Origin of the sequence: Stenotrophomonas sp. YAU14D1_LEIMI4_1, assembly GCF_003086815.1 — a bacterium.
Classification (GTDB): domain Bacteria; phylum Pseudomonadota; class Gammaproteobacteria; order Xanthomonadales; family Xanthomonadaceae; genus Stenotrophomonas.
In genome coordinates, this window is sequence record NZ_CP025997.1 from 4042749 (window position 1) to 4064861 (window position 22113).

At 67.1% G+C, this 22113-nt stretch carries 16 protein-coding genes and 1 tRNA gene; 9 read left to right on the plus strand and 8 right to left on the minus strand.

Going from position 1 to position 22113, the window contains the following annotated elements:
- Nucleotide 1 precedes the first annotated feature (1 nt).
- Entirely contained in the window at nt 2-1426 is a 1425-nt protein-coding gene (locus C1932_RS18530; RefSeq protein WP_199911984.1) for a TIGR00366 family protein, read from the minus strand.
- Nucleotides 1427-1633: 207 nt separating this feature from the next.
- Complete coding sequence (gene ubiA, locus C1932_RS18535; protein ID WP_108757445.1) at nt 1634-2527, minus strand: 4-hydroxybenzoate octaprenyltransferase; 894 nt, start codon at nt 2525-2527, stop codon at nt 1634-1636.
- Between the two features lie 150 nt (nt 2528-2677).
- Between ubiA and C1932_RS18540 the strand changes: the two genes are divergently transcribed.
- The 3 genes from C1932_RS18540 (at nt 2678) to C1932_RS18550 (ending at nt 4006) form a co-directional block, all read left to right on the plus strand.
- Nucleotides 2678-2754: transfer RNA gene (locus C1932_RS18540), tRNA-Arg, on the plus strand.
- Between the two features lie 137 nt (nt 2755-2891).
- Nucleotides 2892-3596 carry a DUF433 domain-containing protein gene (locus C1932_RS18545; protein ID WP_108763151.1) on the plus strand — a complete coding sequence of 235 codons (705 nt, stop codon included), beginning with the start codon at nt 2892-2894 and terminating at the stop codon, nt 3594-3596.
- On the plus strand, nt 3593-4006 hold the full coding sequence (locus C1932_RS18550) for a DUF5615 family PIN-like protein (protein ID WP_108763152.1): 414 nt from the start codon (nt 3593-3595) through the stop codon (nt 4004-4006). Before C1932_RS18545 ends, C1932_RS18550 begins: the two co-directional genes overlap by 4 nt.
- Nucleotides 4007-4018: 12 nt before the next feature.
- Here C1932_RS18550 and C1932_RS18555 read toward each other — a convergent pair whose 3' ends face one another.
- The 4 genes from C1932_RS18555 to C1932_RS18570 all read right to left on the minus strand — a co-directional run bounded on the left by C1932_RS18555 (nt 4019) and on the right by C1932_RS18570 (nt 12730).
- The gene (locus C1932_RS18555) at nt 4019-4726 is read right to left on the minus strand and encodes a DKNYY domain-containing protein (protein ID WP_108763153.1); all 708 of its coding nucleotides are present in this window, start codon (nt 4724-4726) and stop codon (nt 4019-4021) included.
- Between the two features lie 118 nt (nt 4727-4844).
- A complete protein-coding gene (locus C1932_RS18560; RefSeq protein WP_108763154.1) occupies nt 4845-6200 on the minus strand; it encodes a Gfo/Idh/MocA family oxidoreductase in 1356 nt (451 codons plus the stop codon).
- Between the two features lie 63 nt (nt 6201-6263).
- Nucleotides 6264-9239: a TonB-dependent receptor gene (locus C1932_RS18565; protein ID WP_108763155.1), complete on the minus strand. Its 2976-nt coding sequence runs from the start codon at nt 9237-9239 to the stop codon at nt 6264-6266.
- Between the two features lie 131 nt (nt 9240-9370).
- A complete protein-coding gene (locus C1932_RS18570) occupies nt 9371-12730 on the minus strand; it encodes a TIM-barrel domain-containing protein (RefSeq protein WP_108763156.1) in 3360 nt (1119 codons plus the stop codon).
- Nucleotides 12731-13052: 322 nt separating this feature from the next.
- Here C1932_RS18570 and C1932_RS18575 point away from each other — a divergent pair, with 322 nt between their 5' ends.
- The 6 genes from C1932_RS18575 to C1932_RS18600 all read left to right on the plus strand — a co-directional run bounded on the left by C1932_RS18575 (nt 13053) and on the right by C1932_RS18600 (nt 20329).
- Nucleotides 13053-14207, plus strand: a complete 1155-nt coding sequence (locus C1932_RS18575; RefSeq protein WP_108763157.1) for an SIS domain-containing protein — start codon at nt 13053-13055, stop codon at nt 14205-14207.
- Nucleotides 14200-15138, plus strand: a complete 939-nt coding sequence (locus C1932_RS18580) for an ROK family protein (protein WP_108763158.1) — start codon at nt 14200-14202, stop codon at nt 15136-15138. The genes C1932_RS18575 and C1932_RS18580 overlap by 8 nt, the downstream gene beginning before the upstream one ends.
- A 17-nt stretch (nt 15139-15155) precedes the next feature.
- The gene (locus C1932_RS18585; protein ID WP_108763159.1) at nt 15156-16490 is read left to right on the plus strand and encodes a D-tagatose-bisphosphate aldolase, class II, non-catalytic subunit; all 1335 of its coding nucleotides are present in this window, start codon (nt 15156-15158) and stop codon (nt 16488-16490) included.
- A 33-nt stretch (nt 16491-16523) separates the two neighbouring features.
- Nucleotides 16524-17300, plus strand: coding sequence for a DeoR family transcriptional regulator (locus tag C1932_RS18590; RefSeq protein ID WP_108751658.1), 777 nt, complete (start codon nt 16524-16526; stop codon nt 17298-17300).
- Nucleotides 17297-18424: an N-acetylglucosamine-6-phosphate deacetylase gene (gene nagA, locus C1932_RS18595; RefSeq protein WP_108763160.1), complete on the plus strand. Its 1128-nt coding sequence runs from the start codon at nt 17297-17299 to the stop codon at nt 18422-18424. Before C1932_RS18590 ends, nagA begins: the two co-directional genes overlap by 4 nt.
- 129 nt (nt 18425-18553) lie before the next feature.
- Nucleotides 18554-20329: an MFS transporter gene (locus tag C1932_RS18600; protein ID WP_108763161.1), complete on the plus strand. Its 1776-nt coding sequence runs from the start codon at nt 18554-18556 to the stop codon at nt 20327-20329.
- Nucleotides 20330-20495: 166 nt separating this feature from the next.
- On the opposite strand, the gene C1932_RS18605 is transcribed toward C1932_RS18600, so the two are convergent.
- Together C1932_RS18605 and C1932_RS18610 are read right to left on the minus strand one after the other, a co-directional pair.
- Complete coding sequence (locus tag C1932_RS18605) at nt 20496-21056, minus strand: DUF308 domain-containing protein (protein ID WP_108754489.1); 561 nt, start codon at nt 21054-21056, stop codon at nt 20496-20498.
- A gap of 221 nt (nt 21057-21277) precedes the next feature.
- Nucleotides 21278-21976 (minus strand): ComF family protein, encoded by a 699-nt coding sequence (locus tag C1932_RS18610; protein WP_108763491.1) that lies wholly within the window; start codon nt 21974-21976, stop codon nt 21278-21280.
- Nucleotides 21977-22113 lie beyond the last annotated feature (137 nt).

Sequence of the window (22113 nt, forward strand, 5' to 3'; positions counted from 1 at the left end):
GCTACGGCATCACTGGCGGCACGTAGGTCAGGGTCATGCCCAGCACCCACAGCAGGCCCAACACCAGTGGGATGTGCACCAGCAGCTGGATGAAGGTGAAGCCCACGATATCGCGTGCCTTCAGACCCAGCACGCCCAGCAGCGGCAGCATCCAGAACGGGTTGATCAGGTTCGGCAGCGCTTCGGCCGCGTTGTAGACCTGCACCGCCCAGCCCAGGTGCGCCTTCAACTCATTGGCGGCCTGCATGACATACGGCGCCTCGATGATCCACTTGCCGCCACCGGAGGGCACGAAGAAGCCCAGCACCGCCGAGTACACGCCCATCACCAGGGCGAAGGTATCGGTGCTGGCCACGTGCACGAACAGGCTGGACAGGCGATGCGCCAGCGTCTGCCCATCACCGCCGGCGGCATGGGTGAGGATCATCGCGATGCCGCCGTACAGCGGGAACTGGATCAGCACGCCGGTGGTGCTGGGCACCGCCTTGGCCACCGCGTTGAGGAAGCTGCGCGGCCGCCAGTGCAGCAGCAGACCCAGCGAAATGAACAGGAAGTTGTAGGTGTTGAGGTTGGCGATGGCGGTGACCACCGGCTTGCTGGCGAATTCGTTGAACAGCCAGCCGAAGGCCAGCAGCGAGAGCAGCACGGTCAGCAGCGGGCTGTATTCCAGCCATTCGCCGGGACGGGTGCGCTGCTGCAGCGGTTCCGGCTCGGCCTGCGCGGCGCCGGGGAAATCTTCGGCGGTGCGTGCACTGCCGGCGGCCGGTGCGGTCAGCCAGGCGATCAGCAGCGAAACCAGGATGAGCACCACGGTCAGCGCGATCGACTGCCACAGGAAGATGGTTTCGGTGAACGGCAGCACGCCGGTGATTTCCACCAGCCCCGGCGGCATGCTGGCCGGGTTGGCCTGCAGCTGCGCCGCCGACGAGCTGAGGCCCATCGCCCACACCGCGCCCAGGCCCAGGTAGGCCGACGCACCTGCGGCGCGGTAATCCATGCGCAGTTCGCTGCGGCGGGCCAGCGCACGCACCAGCAGGCCGCCGAACACCAGCGAGAAGCCCCAGCTGAGCAGCGAGGCCAGCATGCTGACCAGGCCCACGTACACCACCGCGCCACGGCCGGTGCGCGGCACCCGGGCCAGGAAATCGATGAAGCGGGCGACGATCGGCGCGGTGGCCACTGCATAGCCACCGATGACCACGAAGGCCATCTGCATGGTGAAGGGGATCAGGCTCCAGAAGCCATCGCCGAAGGCGCTGGCGGTGGCCTGCGGGGTCGAGCCGAAGCCCAGTGCCGCCAGCGCGACGATGACCACGCCCAGCACCGCGAACACGTACGCATCGGGGAACCACTTTTCCGCCCAGGCGGCCGAACGCAGCGCTGCGCGCGCCATCCAGCCGTCCTGTGCTGCTGCCGTCGAGGCCATCGCCTACCCTCCCAGGTTCGATGGCCCGATTCTGGGCGGTGGGGTGCGGGCTGTCAGCCACCTATTGGTCGTAGAGTCGAGCTTGCTCGACTGCCCTGGATTGGCCGCGAAGAGCAGTCGAGCAAGCTCGACTCTACGAAAGCCGGCGCCGGGCGCCATCCGCGCAAACCCACACCGGTAGCGCCGGGCCATGCCCGGCGGGCGCCATCAGCGCAGCGCCAGATCCGCGGCGATACCCGCAAACAAGGCCGCGCCCACCCAGTTGTTGTGCAGGAAGGCCTTGAAACACGGCCCGCGTTCGCGGTTGCGGCAGATCCAGAATTCATACGCCACCAGCACCGCGGCCACCGCCACGCCCGCCAGGTAGTACCCGCCCAGGCCGCCGCGCACACCCACCAGCGCCATCGTGGCCAGGAACAGTGCATACAGCACGCCCTGGATGACCAGGTCCAGTTCACCGAACAGGATCGCGGTGGAATGCGAGCCCATTTTCAGGTCGTCCTCGCGGTCGACCATGGCGTACCAGGTGTCGTAGGCGGTGGACCACAGGATGTTGCCCGCGTACAGCAGCCACGCCAGCGTGGGCACTTCGCCCTGCACGGCGGCAAACGCCATGGGGATGCCCCAGCCGAAGGACATGCCCAGGTACACCTGCGGCAGATGGGTGTAGCGCTTCAGGTAGGGGTAGCTGGCGGCCAGGAACACGCCGATGAAGCTCAGGCCGATGGTCAGGCCGTTCAGGGTCAGCACCAGCGCGAACGCCACCAGCATCAGCACCGCGAACAGCACCAGCGCCGCGCGGCCGCTGATCGCCCCGGTGGCCAGCGGACGGGCCTTGGTGCGTTCCACGTGCGGGTCGAGCCAGCGGTCGGCGTAGTCGTTGATGACACACCCGGCCGAGCGGGTCAGCCACACGCCGGCGGTGAACACGAACAGGGTCCACAGCGGCGGCAGGCCGCCAGCGGCCAGCCACAACGCCCACCAGGTGGGCCACAGCAGCAGCAGCGTGCCAATCGGGCGATCAGCGCGCATCAGGGACCAGTAATGACGCCAGCGCGGCGTCGGCGCCGAATGCGGCGCGGAAAGGGGAGTATCAGCCATCGCACTAGGATACTCCTGTGCCCTGCGGCCGACTTTGCAGCCGGGGGGAGATTTGTGCGGCGAAACTGGATAGAATGCCCCTCCCGCACCGCCTTCATGGCGCTGCGATGCCCACCCCGGCACTGGCCGACGGTGTGGCGGTTCTACAACGCGCCCGTAGCTCAGCCGGATAGAGTAGTGGCTTCCGAAGCCATTGGTCGGGGGTTCGAATCCCTCCGGGCGCGCCATCTTCGTGTCGGCTACGGCCTGCCAAGCAGCGGGCAGATTCGCGCCCGCATGTCTCCCGTCTCAGTTCATGCGTCCCGCAGGGCGCAGAATGTGGCTCTGCACTCCTGCTCCCTTCGCATTGAGTAGACTCGCTGCCATGGGTATCGCCTTGCCAGCACAGGACAACCTTGGCGTCGGCCTCTATTCCTACGCCGATGCCGCGCGCTTCATTGGCGGCAGCTCGTCGGAGCTGCGCCGGTGGCTGAAGGGCTACCAGGGCCGGAAGCACGGTAATCCTGAGGTCCACCCTCCCCTGTGGAAGTCGCAATGGGCCGATTCAGAGATCGACGGCATTGGCTTCCGCGATCTGATCGAGCTGCGCTTCGTCCGCACGTTCGTCGCCTGTGGCGTGCCACTCAACCTGGTGCGGCGAACCATTGTCGAACTGAACGAACGGCTCGGTAAGGAGTATCCCTTCACCAGCACCAGCTTCAAGACCGACGGGCGCCGCATTTTCATGGAACTGGTGGGCGACAGCGGCGATGCCGCACTGGTGGATGTGGTGAAGCGCCAGGACGTGATGCGCAAAGTCATCGCACCGTCACTGCGTGACGGCATTGAGCTGGGCATCGATGATCGTGCCGAACGATGGTTCCCACTGAAGGGCTCCCGCGCGGTGGTGTTTGATCCCCAGCGCAGTTTTGGTCAGCCCATCCTCTCCGAATCGGGCGTTCCCACCATCGCCATTGTCGAGGCAATGCAGGCCGAAGGTGGCGACGAGCGTCGCGTGGCACGACTGTATGACCTGCCTCTGGCTGCAGTGAAGAAAGCACTGCAGTTCGAGAATCGAGCCGCGCCTTGAAGGCGCAGATCGATGAGAATCTTCCGCCCGCGCTGGCCCGGGCCATCGACGCCATTGCAGGTGCGGACGAACATGAAGTCTTCCACGTAAGGCAGTTCGTGAAACCTGGCACGACCGACCTGGAGCTCTTCGACGCGGCCACCCAGCGTGGCATCCGCGTACACGTCACCCAGGATCATCACCATCGCAAGCCTGCAGAACGCGAGGCCATCGCACGCCTCGGTCTGACCGTGTTCGTGCTGGCCAAGGGATGGAGCACGTTCAACCACTACGAGCGCGCAGCGCGGCTTCCGGAGTGGTGGCCGAAGATGATGCAGCAGGCCGAACTCGTGCAACCCGGCGCCATGTTCCGCGTACCGCACGCCAGGGCCTCGGGGGGACGCCTGACCCAGATCAAGGTATCGCGGTAACCGACTGCAGCGTCACCCCGCGTCATAGCTGAAACCATGCTGCGCACGCAACGCCGGGTCGGTCTCGATCATGAACATATGGAACAGGTGCTTGTGGTCCCGCGACCAGCTGCCCTGCAACGGCCGCCACGATGCCGCATCTACGCGCGGCAGTTTCCGTTCCAGGTAGTAGATACGGCTGTCGTCGCGGGAGAATCCATCGTTCAGCAGCCGCCAGCGTGCGCGATCCACGCCGGGCAGCGGCTTCCCGTCGCAGTAGACATGGGTGTCGTCCAGCGCGAACAGCGGGTCAAGCGGTGAAAGCTGCAGCCGGTCACCCCGCAGGCACTGCTTCATGCGCCGGCCGCCGTACCAGCCGCCATGGTCATCGGCGCCATAGGCACCGCCCAGACTGCGGAAGGTGGTGCAATCGGCTTCTGCCAGCGCTTTCAGCGATGTTTCGTACTCGAAGTACACATGGCGGTTGTCCAGCCAGTAATCGCCGCACTGGCGGAAACTGTCGCGGTCGATGGCGGGCAGCCGGGTCCAGGCGTGGTAGACGGCGTGCGCGTCACGCGCGATGAAGTAGTGAGCGGGAATGAACTCGAAGGTGGCCGCATCGGCCTTGCGCAGCAAGCGGCCCTGGTGGAAGACCTGGCCTTCGTGGATTCGCCAGTATTCGATGCCGTAGGGGCCTACGAATCGTTGGTCAGGAAGGTCGCTGATCTTCTGCCATGCCATGGGGGTGAGGGGTCCTGGGTTTCTGCGTGCAGAGTAGCGCAGACGCCAGCAGCAACGCCGGGCATGGCCCGGCGTTGCGTTGAAAGCAGTCGAGCAAGCTCGACTCTACAAGAGCCGGTCAGTAGTTGCCGTCGAAGGCGAAGATCGGCTTGCGCTGCTTCCAGGTGCCGGCGGTGAAGTCGGGGAATTCCAGGGTCTGGAAGCCGTTGGCGATGGACTGTTCGCTCAGCGGGGTGATCGCGCTCCAGGTCACCGCGTCGTAGATGTCGATCGGCATCGGCGCCTTGGCCTTCAGCGCTTCCACGAAGGCATGGATGACGAACCAGTCCATGCCACCGTGGCCGGCGCTGGCGGCGGTGTCGGCATTCTGCTTCCACAGCGGGTGTTCGTACTGGTCCTGGTACTTCTTGAACTCTTCCCACTGGTGCGGCGGGCTGCGGCCTTCGATGTGGATCGAATGGTTCACATCCATCCACAGGCCCTTGGTGCCCTGCACGCGGAAGCCCATCGAATACGGGCGCGGCAGCGAGGTGTCGTGCTGCAGCAGGATGGTTTCGCCGTTCTCGCAGGCCAGCGTGGTGGTCACGATGTCACCCAGCTTGAATTTCACCTTCGTGCTGGGATGGGTGGTTCCACCACTCTTGGCCACTGTGTAGTCGTGCAGGCCACGTGCCTTGGTTGCGAAGGCGTTGATGTGGGTGAAGCGGTTGCCGCGGTTGATGCCGGTGTACATGGCGCACGGGCCGATGCCGTGGCTGGGGTACAACTCGCCATTGCGCTGCACCGAATGTTCGGTGCGCCAGCGTGCTTCGCTCCAGCCCTTGGGGCCGAACTCCACGCCGCTGTCGTAGGGCTGGTTGGGATCGCCGGAGTTGAACTTCACCCCGCGCAGGTCGTGCTGGTAGCCGGCCTGCAGGTGCACCAGTTCGCCGAACAGGCCTTGCCGCACCATCTGCAGCGCGGCCATCACGTCGCGGCGGTAGCAGACGTTTTCCAGCAACATGTACGGGGTGCCGGTGCTCAGCTGGGTCTTCAGCACATCCCAGTGGTCCTGCAGGGTGATGCCGGCCACCACTTCGCAGCCCACGGCCACGCCGGCCTGCATGGCGGCAATCGCCATCGGCGCGTGGTATTCCCAGGGCGTGGCGATGATCACGCCGTCGATGCCCTTCTGTTCCAGCAGGCGCTTCCACGCGTTACTGTCGCGGTCCTGGCCGTAGGTCTTCGGCGCGGGCTTGCCGGCCTTGGCCACCATGTCCATGGCGCGGCCCAGCATGATCGGTTCGATGTCGCACAGGGCGACGACCTCCACGTCATCGCGGCGCACCAGCTCTTTCAGCAGCACCAGGCCACGCATGCCGGTGCCGATCAGGGCCAGGCGCACCTTGCGCCCGCGTGCCCAGGCGGGGGTCTGCGGCAGCAGGCTGCTGGCGGCGATGGCGGCACCGGCCGCAATGAATTCCCTACGTTGCATGGCTCTTACTCTCCTCTTGAAGGCGCGCCAGCCGCAGCCGGCGCGCCGGGTCACACGATGGGTTTACTGGAACTTGTAGCCCACGGTGACACTGTAGCCGCGGCCGAAGATGGTGGCGTAATCGCTGGAATCGCCCAGGAAGCTGTTCGGGTCGTAGAACGGCAGGCGGTCGAACAGGTTCTTGACGGTGAAGCTGAGGTTCCAGGCATCGTCCGGGCGCCAGGTCACGCTCAGGTTGGCGGTCCACCACGACGGTGCGCCGTCACACTTGCTCTTTTCCAGGGCCAGGAAGCCGGCGGTGCAGGTCTGCGCATTGTTGTCCACTTCGTCCACCCGGTCGCGTGCCCACTTGGTGCCGCCCACGTAGTTCACGAACATGCTGGTGGTCACCTGCTTGTAGGTCCAGTCGGCATTGAGCGTGGCACGCAGGCGCGGGTTGTTGTAGTAGCCCACCACATCGCCGTAGTACCAGCCGCTCTCTTCATCCATGTAGTAGCGGTTGCGGTTGGCGATGGTGGCGGCCAGGCCAATGTTCAGCCCGCCCCATTCACCCAGCGAGAAGCGGCTGCGCGCATCCACGTCGAAGCCGTCGACCAGGGTCTTGCCGCGGTTCTTGTACTGGCCCACCACGCTGGCCACGTTGCCCACGCTGTAGCCGGGCAGCACGCCGGGGCAGGCCACGCCGCTGGCCGGGTCGGCACACATCGCGGCCAGCTGGGCCACGTTGGCGCGGTCGGCGTCGGTGATCGGCGAGCGGGTGGAAGCGATGATGTCGGTGTCCTTGGTGAAATCCGGCGCGACGATTTCGTTGTCGCGGTAGATGAACCAGTAGTCGGCCGACACCGACAGCCAGCTGGCCGGCTCGTAGACGAAGCCCAGGGTGGCGATCTTCGCCTTTTCCGGCTTCAGATCCTGGTTGGGCTGGGTCATGCGGGCCACGGTGCGGCTGCAATCCACGTTCAGCAGGCCCTTGCCCAGGTCGACATCGCCGGGGCGCTGCGATTTCAGCAGCAGGTTGGCGATTGCGTTGGTTTCGTCGCAACGCACGTCGTCACGGTAGCCGCCCAGCTGGGCGAACACGCCGCCGCTGCCCGATTCGGCCAGGCTGGGGGCGCGGAAGCCGGTGGAATAGGTACCGCGCAGCATCAGCTGGTCGAACGCCTGGTACTTGAAGCCGATCTTCGGCGCCACGTTGGCCTTGAAGTTCGGGTACTTGTCCACGCGCAGCGCGGCGTCCAGTTCCAGCTTGTCGGTGATCGGCGCCACCGTTTCGGCAAACAGCGCATAGGTATTGCGCGCGCCATCGAACCACGAGCCGCCCTGCTGGGTGATCAGGCCGGCAGCGGCATCCGGGTTGCCGGGGGTGTAGAAGGTTTCGCGGCTGGCGTTGAAGCCGAACGCCGCGCGCATTTCACCGGCCGGCAGCTGCGCCAGCGGGCCTTCGATCTTGCCGTCCAGGGTATGCAGGCGCGTCCACGACTGGATGTCGAAGGTCGGGAACGCTTCGCGGATGAGCGCCGCGTTGGCCTCGCTGATCTCACCGAATTTGTAGGCAGGGTGATCGGAAATGATCACCCGGCCAGTGCCCGGGTCCACCGAGTACGGGCCGAAGGCTTTCTCGAAGCCCTTCAGGTTCACGTTGATGGTCTGGTAGGTGACCGAGTGCGTACCGGCGGTGGCGAACGCGGTTTCCCAGTTCCAGTCACCCACGTTGCCACGCGCGCCGGTCAGCACGCGGTAGCTCTGGTCGGTGTTGCGCTGGCCGAAGTAGTTCGGGCCGGCGTCCTGCAGCAGGTAGTTCAGACCCACCACGCCGCCCATCAGCGCCTTCAGTTCCGGGCTGGCGTGGTTGTACTCGTTGTTCGGGCCCAGGTACGGGTACAGGAACTGGTTCACCGTGGTGCCGGTATCGCGCGAGAACCAGCTGCTGGGGTTGCCGGTGGTGGTGCCGTAGGTGCGCGGGGTGCCACCGTTGGCGCGCAGGTCGATATCGGTGTACGTGGCTTCGGCGAAGATTTCGGTGTTGTCGCCGACCAGGAAGGTGCCGTTGAGGTAGGCGGTGTTGCGCTCGGATTTGGCGCCGGCGTCGATCTCGTTGTTCATCCAGGTTTCCCAGACGCAGCTGGGGCCCGCCGCCTGGCCCTGCAGCACGTTCTGGCAGCCCGGTGCAGCTTCCTGCACACGGCGGCCGGTCACCGGATCGAAGGCGAAATAGGTACCCGGGTTGAACTGGCCCGGCTTGCTGCCCACGCCCAGGCGCAGGTTGGTCAGGTAGTTGGGGTTGTTGACGTAGAACTGGTCCGGCCGCTTGTCATAGAAATCGGCCAGCGGAATGGCGTCGCGGCGGTACATGTTCACCGCGCCGTACACGTTGAAGCGGTTCTCGGTCAGGTCACCGAAGCCGGCGGTGATGCTGGCCTGGCGTTCGCCATAGGAATCGATGCGCGAGGACGTGTCGTTGCTGAAGGTGATCTCCGCGCCCTGGAAGTTGCGCTTGGTGATCACGTTGATGACGCCGGCCACCGCGTCGGTGCCGTACACCGCCGAGGCGCCGTCGGTCAGCACTTCCATGCGTTCGATAGCGGCGGCGGGAATGGCGTCGATGTTCACGAACTGGGTCTGGAAGCCCGCCGGCGCGCCGTAGTACGACAGGCGGCGGCCGTTCAGCAGCACCAGCGTGCCCTGCGCGCCCAAGCCACGCAGGTTGGCCTGCGATGCGCCATCGGAACCGGTGAACAGCGAGCGCGAATCCTGCTGCGCCGGGCGTGCGGCGGGCAGATTGTCCAGCACCTGCAGCAGGGTGCGCGCGCCCATGTTCTGGATGTCCTGCTTGCTGATCACCTGCACCGGCGAGGCGGTTTCCACGTCGGTGCGGCGGATGTTGGAGCCGGTGACTTCGATGCGGGCCAGGTCCGTGGCGGCGTCTTTGCTGTCCTGGGCGGCAGCAGGCAGGGCGATGGACAGCAGCACGCCGGCAATGGCCAGCGACAACGGGGCGAGCGAACGACAGGGCGGACGAGCATGGCGGGCGGGCAACATCGGGGTTCTCTCCTGGCAGGGGTGCGCGGCGGGTGGGCGGCGCGAAAGCGATTGGCGGGCAAAACGCTCCCGGGCCACGGCTCGGAAGCCGTAGTCGGAATGGGCGGGGGAGGAGCGGTGTTACGTGGGGGTCATGGGGCGACGATGCTGGCCGAGTCGCCCTCCTGGCCGATCAGCACGGCATTGGCCCAGTTCGCACAGACCTGGGTGGGTTGGCTGCCCTGCGCACCCAGCGTGCGCAGGCTCAGGGAGGAAAGACCACGGATGTCCAGTTCCGGCTTGACCACGCCGGGCGCCTTCACCAGGCCGCTGTCATACAGCAGGTGGTTGTCACCCCAGACCTGGAACTGCAGGCCACCGGCGCTGCGGCAGGCATCGTCGATACCCAGGTCGGCGCGCAGCAGCTGCCAGCCCCCCTGCAGGCGCAGGTCGATACGGCTGTTGGCGGCCACGCCCAGGCCACGGCGGAACTGCAGGCCGTTCATGCGCATGCCCGCGTCGCCACGGAAGGCGTGGTCCGCGCGTACCTGTTGGGCCAGGGCGGCCGGCACCGGCAGTTCCGAGAGAAAGCGCTGCTGGGCCGGCCGTTCTGGTGTCGGGTGTTCAAGGATATGGAAGGTGGACAGGGCGATCGGGCCCACATCGCGCGGCTGCAGGGCATCGAAGGCGCGGGCGCTGCCCAGTGCGGCGGTGACCATCGGATCGGTGCTGCTGGCGCCGTCGCCTTCCGGGTTCTGCACGCTCAGCACGCGGAAGCGCAGCAGGCGGCCGGCATGGGCGGGGAAGTCGATGCGCTGCACGCCTTCCTTCAACTGCAGGCGGCCACGGGCAATCGGCTCACCCCACTCGCCGTTGCTGTCGCCCAGGTAGACCTCGTAGTCGCGCACCTGGCCGTGCTTCCAGTTCTTGTCGTTGCGCGGCGCGATATCGATGCCATCGATCATCTTCCGCTCGCCGAAGCCGATCACCCACTCGTGGGCACCGGTGCGCACGGCCTGGTTGCGCACGCTGCGGAACCAGGTGCCCGGATCATCATCGAAGGCATTTTCCAGTGCATGGCCGGGTTCTTCGGCCGGACGGTTGACCACCAGCAGGCTGTCGGCCGGCAGCTCGCGGCCCAGCACCGGTGCCGCCGGGAAGGCGTCGTCGGCGGGCGCCGCCGCTACGGCGAAGTCCAGCTGCAGCTGCAGCGGCTGGCGGATGTCCTGCGCGGCGGTGCGCACGTGCAGGGTGCCACGGCGCTCGCTGGCATCGAAGTACCAACCCTCGGCTGCACCCTTGAACGCAGCCGCATCGGCCAGCGCGGGCAGCGTGCGGCCAGCGGCCTGCACCGTGCGCGGCGCCTGTCGGCTGAGCACGCGCAGGCCGTAGCGGCGCTGTGCCAGCTGGCCATTGTACTGGCCCTGCACCGCATCGATCTGCACCTGCACCGTGCCACTGCCCTGCGCCGGCGCCTGCACGCGCACCACCTGCGTGCTCGATTCACCCTGCTGGTAGCGGCGGGTGGTGCCATCGTCTTCGTACAGCGTGTACTGCGCATCGCCCTGCGGATACAGGTCGAAGGTCACTTCATCGAGCGGCTTTTCGCCGTCGAACAGCATGGACGGGTACATCGGCAGGATCGCACCGGCTCGCACGAACACCGGCAGCGTGGCCAGGTCCACCTGGCGGTCGAGCTGGCGACCCTCGGCACCGGCCTGCACGCGGCGGCCATCCCAGTAGTCGATCCAGCCGCCGGCCGGCAGGTGGATGTCGCGGCGCCAGCCACGGCTGGCGGCCTGGCTGCGGTACACCGGCGCCACCAGCAGGTCGCGGCCGAGCAGGAACTGGTACTTGTAGGTTTCATCCTGCGCGTGCGGATCGCGCGGGTGGTCCCACATCAGGCCACGTACCGGCGGTGCGCCGGTCTGTGCAGCCTCGTGCACCAGCCCGTACATGTACGGGGTCAGGCGCATTTTCAGCTTCAGATAATCGCGGTTGATGCTGCGGTACGGTTCGTCATACCACCACGGATGCTTGCGCGCGTTCGACGACCAGCCGCTCATGCCCATCAGCACCGGGGTGAACGCTTTCCACTGCAGGTCGCGGGTGAAGGTTTCGGCGCTGCCACCGAAGATCGCATCGACGTCGCCGCTGGCGTAGGCCATGCCGGACAGGCCCGAGCCGACGAGGGTCGGCACGTGCCAGCGGATGTAGTCCCAACTGCTGCTCTGGTCGCCGGTCCAGGCCACCGCGTAGCGCTGGATGCCGGCCCAACCCATCACCGTCCACAGGAACGGGCGCGAATCGGAATTGTCGAGGATGCCGTTGAAGGCCTGGCGGTTGGCGTCCATCGCGAACTGGTAGCCCTTGCCGGTCCAGGCCACGTCCAGCTTCTGCACGCGGCTGCCGGCCTTGCCCACTTCCCACGCGATCTTGTCCACGCCGTTCTCGGTCCACAGACCGGTGCGGAAGCCATATTTCGCCAGCCCCTGCACGGTCTCCGGCAGCTTCTGGTAGCCGCAGCCATAACCATCGTTGGGCAGGATCCAGCCGCCGGGCATGTCATGGTCGCGGTACTGCTTCGCTACGCTGTCGATCACATCCGGCGTGGTGCCGGTGGGGCCGTCGCTCCAGCCTTCGGGCACCGTGCCGGGCTTCTTGCTGTTGTCGCCATCGTTGTAGCAATCGGCATCGCCGTAGGACAGCGCCCAGCGCGCCACCAGGTTCGGGCGGCCGGTCAGCTGGGTGTAGCGTTCGATCAGCCTGGGCAGATCGGCGCCGACGAAGTAGTAGGCATCGAAACGGTCTTCGCGATGCAGCAGGGTGGCCTGGTCGGCCTGGCGCAGGTCGTAGCTGCCATCGCTCCAGGTGTTGCGCAGCATGCCCCATCCGCGGCTGCTGAGCAGCATCGGCGCCGGGCTGGGGCGGTCGCCCTCTTCCCAGCCACCGGAATAGGACACTTCCAGTTCGCGGCCCTTGAACTGGTAGCGGCCGTTCTGCTGGCCGCCCCCGTAATAGCCTTCATCGGCCTGCGATGACAGCACCTGCACGCTCTGCGTGGCATCCAGGTCAAGCGGCTGCAGTTCCTGCCACAACGCGGTGGGCTGGCCGTTGTCCAGCCGTTCCAGACGCAGGCGCAATGGCTGGCGCTGCACATGCAGTACCAGCGCATCGGTACGCACGCGGATTTCCTGCGCGTCTTCTTCCAGCTGCGCCTGCACGTTCGCCTTGGGCTGCGGCAGCACGATCGGCGCGGCCTTGTCGCCGGCGCCGGTGAGCGTGCCCTTGCGGCCGGCCTGCACGCGGATGATGTCGGCGGCCGGCAATTCGATGCGCAGGCGGGTGCCGTTGTCGGTCTGCAGGTCCCACGCGCGCAGGCCCTCGCGGCCGTCGCTGGCGGCGATCGAACGCAGGTTGCCCACGGGTTCGGCGCGGGCCGATGTCGCTGCCAGCATCAAGGCCGGCAGCAGCGCCAGCAGCAGCGGCGAGCGACGAACGCAGTTCTCCACACAGACTCCCAACCCGTTCACCGGGCGTTTCGAAAGCGGTTGGGCCGACTCTAGGACAGCGATTCGAAAGATGTCAATAAATTGAAAGCAAAAAGGAAGATTTATTTCCACGAAACGAAAGATGATGCGACGCAATACTTTGTGTAAGCGCTTGCAGGCGCCTATTAAGCGTTGTGCGATACGGCATTTCGCCGTTTCTTTCGCCTGCCTGCCACGTACTGGCAGGGCAAACCCGTCTCGCCATTTTCTTTTCTTTTGCTTTCGATATTTGACATTTCGAAAGAAAACGCAGATGGTGCGCTGGCCCAACTGGAACCTCTGAATGGACGTCACCCTGCTTTCCGATGTGTCCGCCTGGCAGCGCCTTGGCGGAGCCGACACCGCTGCCGAGATCGCCCAGCAGCCGGCGCTGTGGGAAACCCTGGCGCAGGACCTGTCGCGTGCCCGCGACCGCCTGCAGGCCTTCCTTGGCGACAGCCTCAACGATCCGAACCAGCGCGTGCTGTTCACCGGCGCCGGCAGCTCCGGCTTCATTGCCGAAATGGTGGCCGATGCGATCAATGCGCAGTGGCCGGCCGAGGTGCGCGTGGTGCACACCACCAGCCTGCTGACCCACCCGGCGCTGTACCTGCAGCGCGACCGCCCCACCCTGCTGGTGTCGTTCGGGCGCAGTGGTTCCAGCCCGGAAAGCGTGGCCGCGGTGGACCGCGTGCGCAGCGACGTGACGCAGGCGCGCTTCCTGGACATCACCTGCAATGCCGATGGCGAACTGGCCCGGCGTGGCGCCGGTCGTGCCGATACCTGCACCCTGCTGATGCCCTCGGCCAGCTGCGACCGCGCGTTTGCGATGACCAGCAGCCTGACCTGCATGCTGCTGGCCGCGCTGACCGTGTTTGATCGCGCGCCGTGGGATGCCCGCGTCGCGCGCCTGAAGCAGATTGCCGCGCTGGGCCGCGAAGGCCTGGCCGCCTGGGATGCAGCGGTGGCGGCACTGGCGCAGCGCCCCTTCAACCGGGTGATCTACCTGGCCAGTGGCCCGTTGGAAGCACTGGCCCGCGAAAGCGCGCTGAAGGTGCTGGAGCTGACCGCCGGCCGCGTGCTGGCGCTGGCCAACACGCCGCTGGGTTTCCGCCATGGCCCGAAGTCGACGCTCGACGCACAGACCCTGGTGGTGGTGCTGCGCAGCGGCCAGGCGCTGGCCCGCCGCTACGAACAGGATCTGCTGGAAGAGCTGCGCCGCGACGGCGTGGCCGGGCAGGTGCTGGCCATCGGCCCGCATGCCGATATCGGTGCCGATGATGACTACACCCTCAGCGTGCCTGCCCTGGATGATCCGTGGCTGGCGCCGGTGTGGCTGGGTTTTGCCCAGCTCTATGCGCTGCAGCGTTCGGCCGCGCTGGGCCTGACCCCGGACAACCCGTTCCCCGACGGCACCGTCAACCGCGTCGTGCAGGGCGTCACCATCCACCATGGCTGAGCTGATCGCCCACGCCTGCTACGGCATCGATATTGGCGGCACCAAGATTGAACTGGTGGCCTGCGATACGACGTTGCAGGTCAGCTGGCGCCGCCGCGTGGCCACCCCGCAGGGCGACTACGCCGGTTTCCTGCAGGCGGTGGCGGCCCTGGTGGCCGAGGCCGATGCCGCGCTCGGCAGCCCCGCCGCGGCCATCGGCATTGCCCTGCCCGGCGTGCGTGACCGGCGCAGTGGCCGGCAACTGAGTGCGAACGTGCCGGCACTGACCGGGCAGACCGTGGCTGCCGATCTGCAGGCGCGCCTGCAGCGCCCGCTGCATTTCGGCAACGACCTGCAGTGTTTCGCACTTTCGGAAGCACACGGCGGCGCCGCCGAAGGCTACCCCAGCATGTTCGGCGCGATTCTCGGCACCGGCGCCGGCGGCGGCTTCTGCCTGCACGGTCGCCTGCTGTCCGGCTTCAACGGCCTGGCGGGCGAATGGGGCCACTGGAGCGTGCCGGGGCACCTGCTGCAGCGCCACGGCCTGCCGCTGATCGCGTGCGCCTGTGGCCTGCAGGGCTGCGTGGAGCGCTACGTGTCCGGCAGCGGCCTGGCCATGATCGAGCGCCACCTGGGCGGCAGTGCCGCCGATGCCAGCGCCATGATCGCCAACGCCGAAGCAGGCGATGCGCGTGCACGGCAGGCGCTGGATATCCACCGCGACCTGCTGGGCCACAGCCTGGCCGCGCTGGTGCTGGCGCTGGACCCGCACGTGATCGTGCTCGGCGGGGGCCTGTCGCAGTACGCGCCGCTGTACCAGCAGCTGCCCGCCGCCGTCGCCGCGCATCTGTTCAACGGCGTGCAGGTGCCGCCCATCGTGCCGCCACGCTTCGGCGATGCCGGTGGCGCACGCGGCGCCGCCCTGCTGGCCTGCCACCCCTCGCTTTCCTGATCGACCGGAGCCTGACCATGTCCCCGCTGCAGACCCTGCTTGCTTCCCACCGTGCCGGTGCCAACGTTGGCCTGTACAGCGTCTGCTGCAGCAACGAACAGGTGCTGCGTGCGGCCATGCACGTGGCCCTGGCGCATGGCACGGTGCTGCTGATCGAAGCCACCTCCAACCAGGTGGACCAGTTCGGCGGCTACACCGGCATGACGCCGCCGCAGTACCGCGACTACGTGGGCGCACTGGCCGACGAAGAGGGCTTCCCGCGCGAGCGCTTGATACTGGGCGGTGACCACCTGGGGCCCAATGCCTGGCAGAAGCGCCCGGCCGCCGAAGCGATGACCCATGCACGCGTGCTGATCGAAGCCTACGTGGCCGCCGGTTTCCACAAGATCCACCTGGACTGCAGCATGTCCTGCGCGGACGACCCGGTGCCGCTGCCCGATGCCATCGTCGCCGCGCGCTCGGCAGAGCTGGCCGAGATTGCCGAACGCACCGCCGCCGAACACGGCCTGCCGCCACCGGTCTACGTGATCGGTACCGAAGTGCCAATTCCCGGCGGCGAAGCCTCGCTGGCCGAAGGCCTGCAGGTGACCACGCCGGCCGCCGCCGCGCAGACCCTGGCCATCCACCAGCACGCCTTCGATACGCCGCAGCTGCGCGATGCCTGGCAGCGGGTGATCGCAATGGTGGTGCAGCCGGGCGTGGACTTCGACCACAGCAGCGTGCACGAATACGACGCCGCGGCCGCCAGCGCACTGGCCGACTTCCTGGAACAGCAGCCGCGCATCGTCTTCGAAGCACATTCCACCGATTACCAGCGCGAAAGCGGCCTGCACGCGCTGGTGCGCGATCACTTCGCCATTCTCAAGGTGGGCCCTGCGGCGACCTTCGCCTATCGCGAAGCACTGTTCGCACTGGCCGCGATCGAGGCCGAGCTGCTGCCGGCCGAACAGTGCTCGCGCCTGCCGCAGGTGCTGGACGCGGTGATGGTGGCGCAGCCGAAGTACTGGCAGTCCTACTACCAGGGTGACGACGCCGCGCTGCGCCTTCTGCGCGCGTTCTCCTTCAGCGACCGCTGCCGCTACTACTGGGGCGAACCGGCGCTGGTGCAGGCCGTGCAGACCCTGTTTGCCAACCTGGAACAGCACGCGCCGCCGCCGGTGCTGCTCAGCCAGTACCTGCCCGAGCAGTACGGTGCGGTGCGCGACGGCACGCTGGCCAATACGCCGGCCGCGCTGGCGCAGCATCGGGTCGGCCAGTGCTTGGGCGAATATGCGCGTGCGTGCAGCGGCAACCAGGCCGGGGCCCGCAAGCAGAACGCAAGTTCTGCTGCCAGCGTTCTTGCGAACGGCTAATCTCTACCTTTCACACGAAACCGAGAGATGGCCATGCGCAACACCCGCTCCCGTCGCCAACAGATCCTGCAGCGCCTGATCGAACACGGCACCGTGCAGGTGGCTGATCTGGTGGAGCGCTATGGCGTATCGGCGGTTACCATCCGTGCCGACCTGACCCACTTCGAGGCGCAGGGCCTGGCCAACCGCACCCACGGTGGCGCCACCCTGGTGCGCACGCCGCCGCAGGAACAGGACATCCATGAAAAGGATGCGCTGAACCTGCCGCTGAAGGAATCGATCGGCGCGCGCGCCGCGCGGCTGGTGCAGGGCGGTGACAACATCATCATCGACTCCGGTTCCACCACCATGACCCTGGCCCGCCACCTGCGCGGCCACCGCGATGTAACGGTGATGACCAACGGCCTGAACATCGCCTGGGAACTGGCCAACGCGCCGGGCATCAACGTGCTGCTGACCGGCGGCCTGCTGCGCCAGCAGTCGCTGTCGCTGCAGGGCAGCCAGGCCGAGGCCAGCCTCAACTCCTACAGCTTCGACACCCTGTTCCTGGGCGTGGATGGCCTGGACCTGCAGTTCGGCCTGACCACCCACGACGAGGCCGAAGCGCGCCTCAACCACCGCATGGTGGAACGCGCGCGGCGCATCGTGGTGCTCACCGATGCGTCCAAGTTCGGCCGCGTCAGCCTGCACCGCATCGCCCGCCTGGACCAGATCCATGCCGTCATCACCGACCCCGGCATCGACGAAGCCACCCGCGAGGGGCTGCAGCGGCTGGGCATCGAAGTGATCATCGCCGAGACACCGCCATGAACCCGACACGCACCCTGTACGGCCGCATCCTGACCCCGCTGGGCTGGCGGCGCGGCCATGTCCACTTCGATTCACACGTGCGCCAGCTGCAGGTGGATGACCACAGCGGTGCGGATGATCTGCAGCTGCCGGTGATCCTGCCCGGCTTCGTCGACCTGCACGTACACGGTGCGGCGGGCGTGGATCTGATGCAGGGCGGCGACGTGGCGCGCACCATCGCCCGCACCCATACCCGGTTCGGCACCACCACCCTGCTGGCCACCACCATGACCGCCGGGCTGGTGGAGATCGAACACGCCCTGCGTGGCGTCGCCGCGGCCCAGGCCGCGCCGCAGGCCGATGCCGCGCGCATTGCCGGCGTGCACCTGGAAGGGCCCTTCATCAGTCCGCAGCGATTGGGCGCACAGCCCAACCGCACTATCGAGGCCACGCTGGCGCTGGTGCAGCAGCTGCATGCGCTCGCCCCGATCCGGGTGATGACGCTGGCACCGGAAATCGGCGAGCACACCGCACTGATTCCCGCGCTGGCCGCCATGGGCATCCGCGTGCAGCTGGGCCACAGTGCCGGCAGCTACGAACAAGGCGTGGCCGCACTGCAGGCCGGCGCCTCGGGGTTCACCCATCTGTTCAATGGCATGACAGGCGTGGACCACTACCGCCCCGGCATAGCCGCCGCCGCGCTGGCGCATGCGCAGTACGCGGAAATCATTCCCGACCTACAGCACATCCACCCCGGCGTGATCCGCCTGGCCGCGCGCGCGATTCCGCGCCTGTACGCGGTGACCGATGCGACCGCTGCCACCGGCATGCCCGATGGCGAGTACGCGCTGGGCGAACAGCGCGTACACAAGTGCGGCGGCTGCGTGCGCCTGGCCAGCGGTTCGCTGGCCGGCAGCGCGCTGACCATGGACCAGGCACTGCGCAACCTGGTGCAGGTGGGCCTGGACCTGGCCGACGCCGCGCAGCGCGTGTCCACCTTCCCGGCCGATTACCTGGGCCTGCACGATCGCGGCCGCATTGCGCCAGACACCCTGGCCGACCTGGTGGTGCTCGACGCCAGCCTGCACCTGCAGCAGGTGGTGGTGGGTGGGCACGTGATCGAACTGAACGGCGCACCAGCCTGACGCACCACGCCTTTGTAGAGTCGAGCCATGCTCGACTGATCGTGCGCGATACAGGAACGAAGCGCAGTCGAGCATGGCTCGACTCTACAGAAGCAATCCGCACCGAATTGCCGCACAGGAAACCTGTCGATGACTGCACGTACCGCTCCGCGCTGGCCCGTTCGCTATCTGCTGTTCATTGGTGGCCTGGGGGGCCTGCTGTACGGCATCGACATCGGCATCATTGCCGGCGCCCTGCCCTACCTGGAAGCCACCGCCAGCCAGGCCTGGCACCTGAGCAGCCAGCAGCTCGGCTTCGTGGTGGCGGCGGTGCTGCTGGGCAGCGTGCTGTCCTCGCTGTTCGCCGGGCTGGTGGCCGACCTGATCGGCCGCCGTGGCGCCATGCTGCTGGCCGGCGTGCTGTTCACCGCCTCGATTCCGATCATGGCACTCGCTTCGGGCTACACGCCGCTGCTGCTGGGGCGCCTGCTGCAAGGCATCAGCGGCGGCCTGATCGGCGTGGTGGTGCCGCTGTACCTGGCCGAAGTACTCAGCCCGGAGCGGCGCGGCCGTGGTGCGGCGATGTTCCAGTTGCTGCTGACCATTGGCCTGGTGCTGGCCGCGTTGATCGGTCTGTACCAGGCCCATGCGGTGGATGCGGCCACCGAAGCGGCGCGGCGCCTGCCCGACGCACAGCAGGCGCAGGCACTGTTCGCGGCCAAAGACCATGCCTGGCGCACCATTTTCTGGAGCTGCCTGACCCCGGGCATCGTGTTCTGCGTGGGTCTGTTCTGGCTGTCTGAATCGCCGCGCTGGCTGGTAAGGCGTGGGCGCGTGGACGACGCGCGGCGCAGCCTGCAGCGCGTGCTGGCGCCCGACCAGGTGGAGGCCACGCTGGCGCAGATCCAGGCACCGGATACCCGCAGTGCCGATGGCACGCGCGAGCCGTTGCTCAGCCGCCGCTACGTGAAGCCCTTCCTGCTGGCCTGCGTGGTACTGGCCTGCACCCAGGCCACCGGCATCAATTCGGTGCTGGCCTATGCAGTGAACATTCTTAACCAGGCCGGTCTGCCGGGTTCGGTGGCCAACGGTGCCGACGTGGCCATCAAGCTGCTCAATGCGCTGATGACCGTGGCTGCGCTGCTGCTGGTCGATCGCAAGGGCCGCAAGTTTCTGCTGATGCTGGGCAGTGGTGGCATCTGCGTGGCCCTGCTGGCGGCCGCCACGCTGTTCTTCCAGGCCGAGCGCGGCCGTGCCGATGTGCAGCCGCAGTTGCACGCAGCGGTGCAAGGCGATGACCTGCGCCTGGTACTGGATGACGCGCAGTGGCAGCAATTGGGCGCGGGCATCGACCGCGAAGGGCGGCCGCTGCAACTGACCGTGTCCTACGCCTACGGCGATTTCACCAATGTGCGCGCGTTGCGCAGCGACAACCCGGGTGACCGCGAACTGCGCATCGAGCGTGCCGGCACCGTGCAGCCGGACAGCGTGATCGGTACGTTCTTCCGCCGCCTGCACCTGAATCCCTTCGCCGACCCGGCCAGCGCCGCGCAGGCGCCGCTGCGCATCGAACAGGCACGCATCGGCACGGTACCGCCGCCGGCCCATGGCTGGGCCGTGGCCGCCTGCATCCTGGTGTTCGTCGCCTTCTTCGCGGTTGGCCCCGGTGTGTGCGTGTGGTTGGCGCTGTCGGAGCTGATGCCCAACCGCATCCGCTCCAACGGCATGAGCATCGCCCTGCTGATCAACCAGTTCGTGTCGACCACGATTGCGGCATTGTTCCTGCCCACGGTGGGCCACTACGGCTACGCCAGCATGTTCCTGTTCTGGGCCGGCTGCACGTTCGTGTTCTTCCTGGTGGCCGCGCTGTGGCTGCCAGAAACCAAGGGCAAATCGCTGGAAGAGATCGAAGCGCACTTCCGGTAGTGGTTGGACGCTTTGCCTGGTAGCGGTCGGCCTTGGTCGACCATCGCGCGCCGCGCGGGCTTGCTGCGAACTGCAGTCGAGCAAGCTCGACTCTACCCGGGCCCCGCTTTGCCTGGTAGCGGTCGACCTTGGTCGACCCTCCAACAGCCGTCGAGCAAGCTCGACGCTACGTCAGCTTGCGCAGCTTCAATGCCACCACGATCTGCAACACCCCATACACCAGGCTGCCAATGCCGATCCACAGTGTGGTGACCGCCAGGCCTGTCACCGGGTTGGCGGCCAGCAGCACGCCCAGCACCACCGCCAGCACGCCACTGAGTATCAGCAGCCACTCGCCCTGGATCTGCTTGCGCACGCGAATGGCGAACACGATGCGGTACAGCCCGGCCACCAGCAGCCACACGGCCAGCAGCAGCACCAGCACGCTGGCCGTGGCCAGCGGATTGATGATTGCCAGTACGCCAAAACCAAGCGACGCCAGCGCGTACAGCAGCAGCCAGCCGCGCGGTGCGCCACTGCCGCCAGTGATCAGCGCCAGTAGACTGATAACCCCTTCGGCAATGGCCATCACGCCCAGCACCCAGGCCAGGGCGGTGGCCGCCGACAGCGGCCAGCCCACCGCAGTGATGCCGAACCCCAGCGCAACCACGCCGTACAGCAACAGGATCGGCCAGCTGCGGCCAATGGCCGACACCAGCGACGGGCGGGACGAGTCCGGAGACAGCATGACCACTCCTTCGATCAGGATCCAACCTGCATCGTAGCGCCAGCGGCGATGATGACGCCGTCATGGCACCCGTGTACAGACCTGATGAATCCTCGGGATGAATCGACCCGGTAGAGTCGACTGTCAGTCGACTGCCCTTCCTTCAGATCGCGAGAAACCCGCGCTGCGCGCGATAGTCGACTGACAGTCGACTCTACCGGCATCCATCACTGTGGGCACGCTCACGGCACCCGTGCGCAGACCCAGGCGCGCACTTCGCCTACGCCCACCAGCTTCAGCGTCTCGGCGATCTCAAGCACCGTGCTGCCGGTGGTCATCACGTCATCCACCAGCGTCAGCCGCCCCGGCACCGGCCCGCGCACGTCGAAGGCATCGAACAGGTTGTCCCTGCGCTGTTCGGCACTGCGCTCTGACTGCGGCGCGGTATGACGACGGCGGTACAGCCCGCGCCATACCGGCTGCTGCAGCAGACGGCACAGCTCCCCGGCCTGGTTGTAGCCGCGCTGGCGCAGGCGGCGGCGATGCAGCGGCACCGGTGCCAGCGGCGGACAGGTCCACGCTGGTGGATGGCGCAGCATCAGCTGGGCCAGCAGTCGCCCGGCCGCCAGGTCGTGGTGGAACTTGAAGCGCAGCAGCAACTGGTCCACCGGCGGCAGGTACAGCAGGCTGGCGTGCGTGGCCGTCTGCGGCGGCGGTTCGTCGCGGCAGGTACCGCACACCGGCAGCGCGGTATCGGGCAGCGGCAGCGCGCAGCGGTGGCACGCGCGGCCCGACCAGGGGATATCGGCCAGACAGGCGCCGCACAGATCCAGGCCATCATGGCCGGGCTCGCCGCAGACCAGACAGCGCAGCGGAAGCAGCAGCTGCAGTGTCTGTCTTGTAACGCGGGTAAGGACGTTGTGGAATCGTCGTAGGTGCATGCGCTTGAACATGCGCGCAGCGCGGCCAGGGTGCTATCAGTCGCTGCGGCACCGTGCGGTAAGAATTAACCGCTGCGCCGCCCGCTAGTCGACACGTGCACTGCACATGTGGCGGACTAGCCTGATGGCCATGCGCA

Bases quoted from the DNA above. Each gene is read 5' to 3' on its own strand.
- C1932_RS18530 (WP_199911984.1), bottom strand. From the start codon at position 1,426: ATGGCCTCGACGGCAGCAGCACAGGACGGCTGGATGGCGCGCGCAGCG.
- ubiA (WP_108757445.1), bottom strand. From the start codon at position 2,527: ATGGCTGATACTCCCCTTTCCGCGCCGCATTCGGCGCCGACGCCGCGC.
- C1932_RS18545 (WP_108763151.1), top strand. From the start codon at position 2,892: ATGGGTATCGCCTTGCCAGCACAGGACAACCTTGGCGTCGGCCTCTAT.
- C1932_RS18555 (WP_108763153.1), bottom strand. From the start codon at position 4,726: ATGGCATGGCAGAAGATCAGCGACCTTCCTGACCAACGATTCGTAGGC.
- C1932_RS18560 (WP_108763154.1), bottom strand. From the start codon at position 6,200: ATGCAACGTAGGGAATTCATTGCGGCCGGTGCCGCCATCGCCGCCAGC.
- C1932_RS18565 (WP_108763155.1), bottom strand. From the start codon at position 9,239: ATGTTGCCCGCCCGCCATGCTCGTCCGCCCTGTCGTTCGCTCGCCCCG.
- C1932_RS18575 (WP_108763157.1), top strand. From the start codon at position 13,053: ATGGACGTCACCCTGCTTTCCGATGTGTCCGCCTGGCAGCGCCTTGGC.
- C1932_RS18580 (WP_108763158.1), top strand. From the start codon at position 14,200: ATGGCTGAGCTGATCGCCCACGCCTGCTACGGCATCGATATTGGCGGC.
- C1932_RS18585 (WP_108763159.1), top strand. From the start codon at position 15,156: ATGTCCCCGCTGCAGACCCTGCTTGCTTCCCACCGTGCCGGTGCCAAC.
- C1932_RS18590 (WP_108751658.1), top strand. From the start codon at position 16,524: ATGCGCAACACCCGCTCCCGTCGCCAACAGATCCTGCAGCGCCTGATC.
- nagA (WP_108763160.1), top strand. From the start codon at position 17,297: ATGAACCCGACACGCACCCTGTACGGCCGCATCCTGACCCCGCTGGGC.
- C1932_RS18600 (WP_108763161.1), top strand. From the start codon at position 18,554: ATGACTGCACGTACCGCTCCGCGCTGGCCCGTTCGCTATCTGCTGTTC.
- C1932_RS18605 (WP_108754489.1), bottom strand. From the start codon at position 21,056: ATGCTGTCTCCGGACTCGTCCCGCCCGTCGCTGGTGTCGGCCATTGGC.
- C1932_RS18610 (WP_108763491.1), bottom strand. From the start codon at position 21,976: ATGCACCTACGACGATTCCACAACGTCCTTACCCGCGTTACAAGACAG.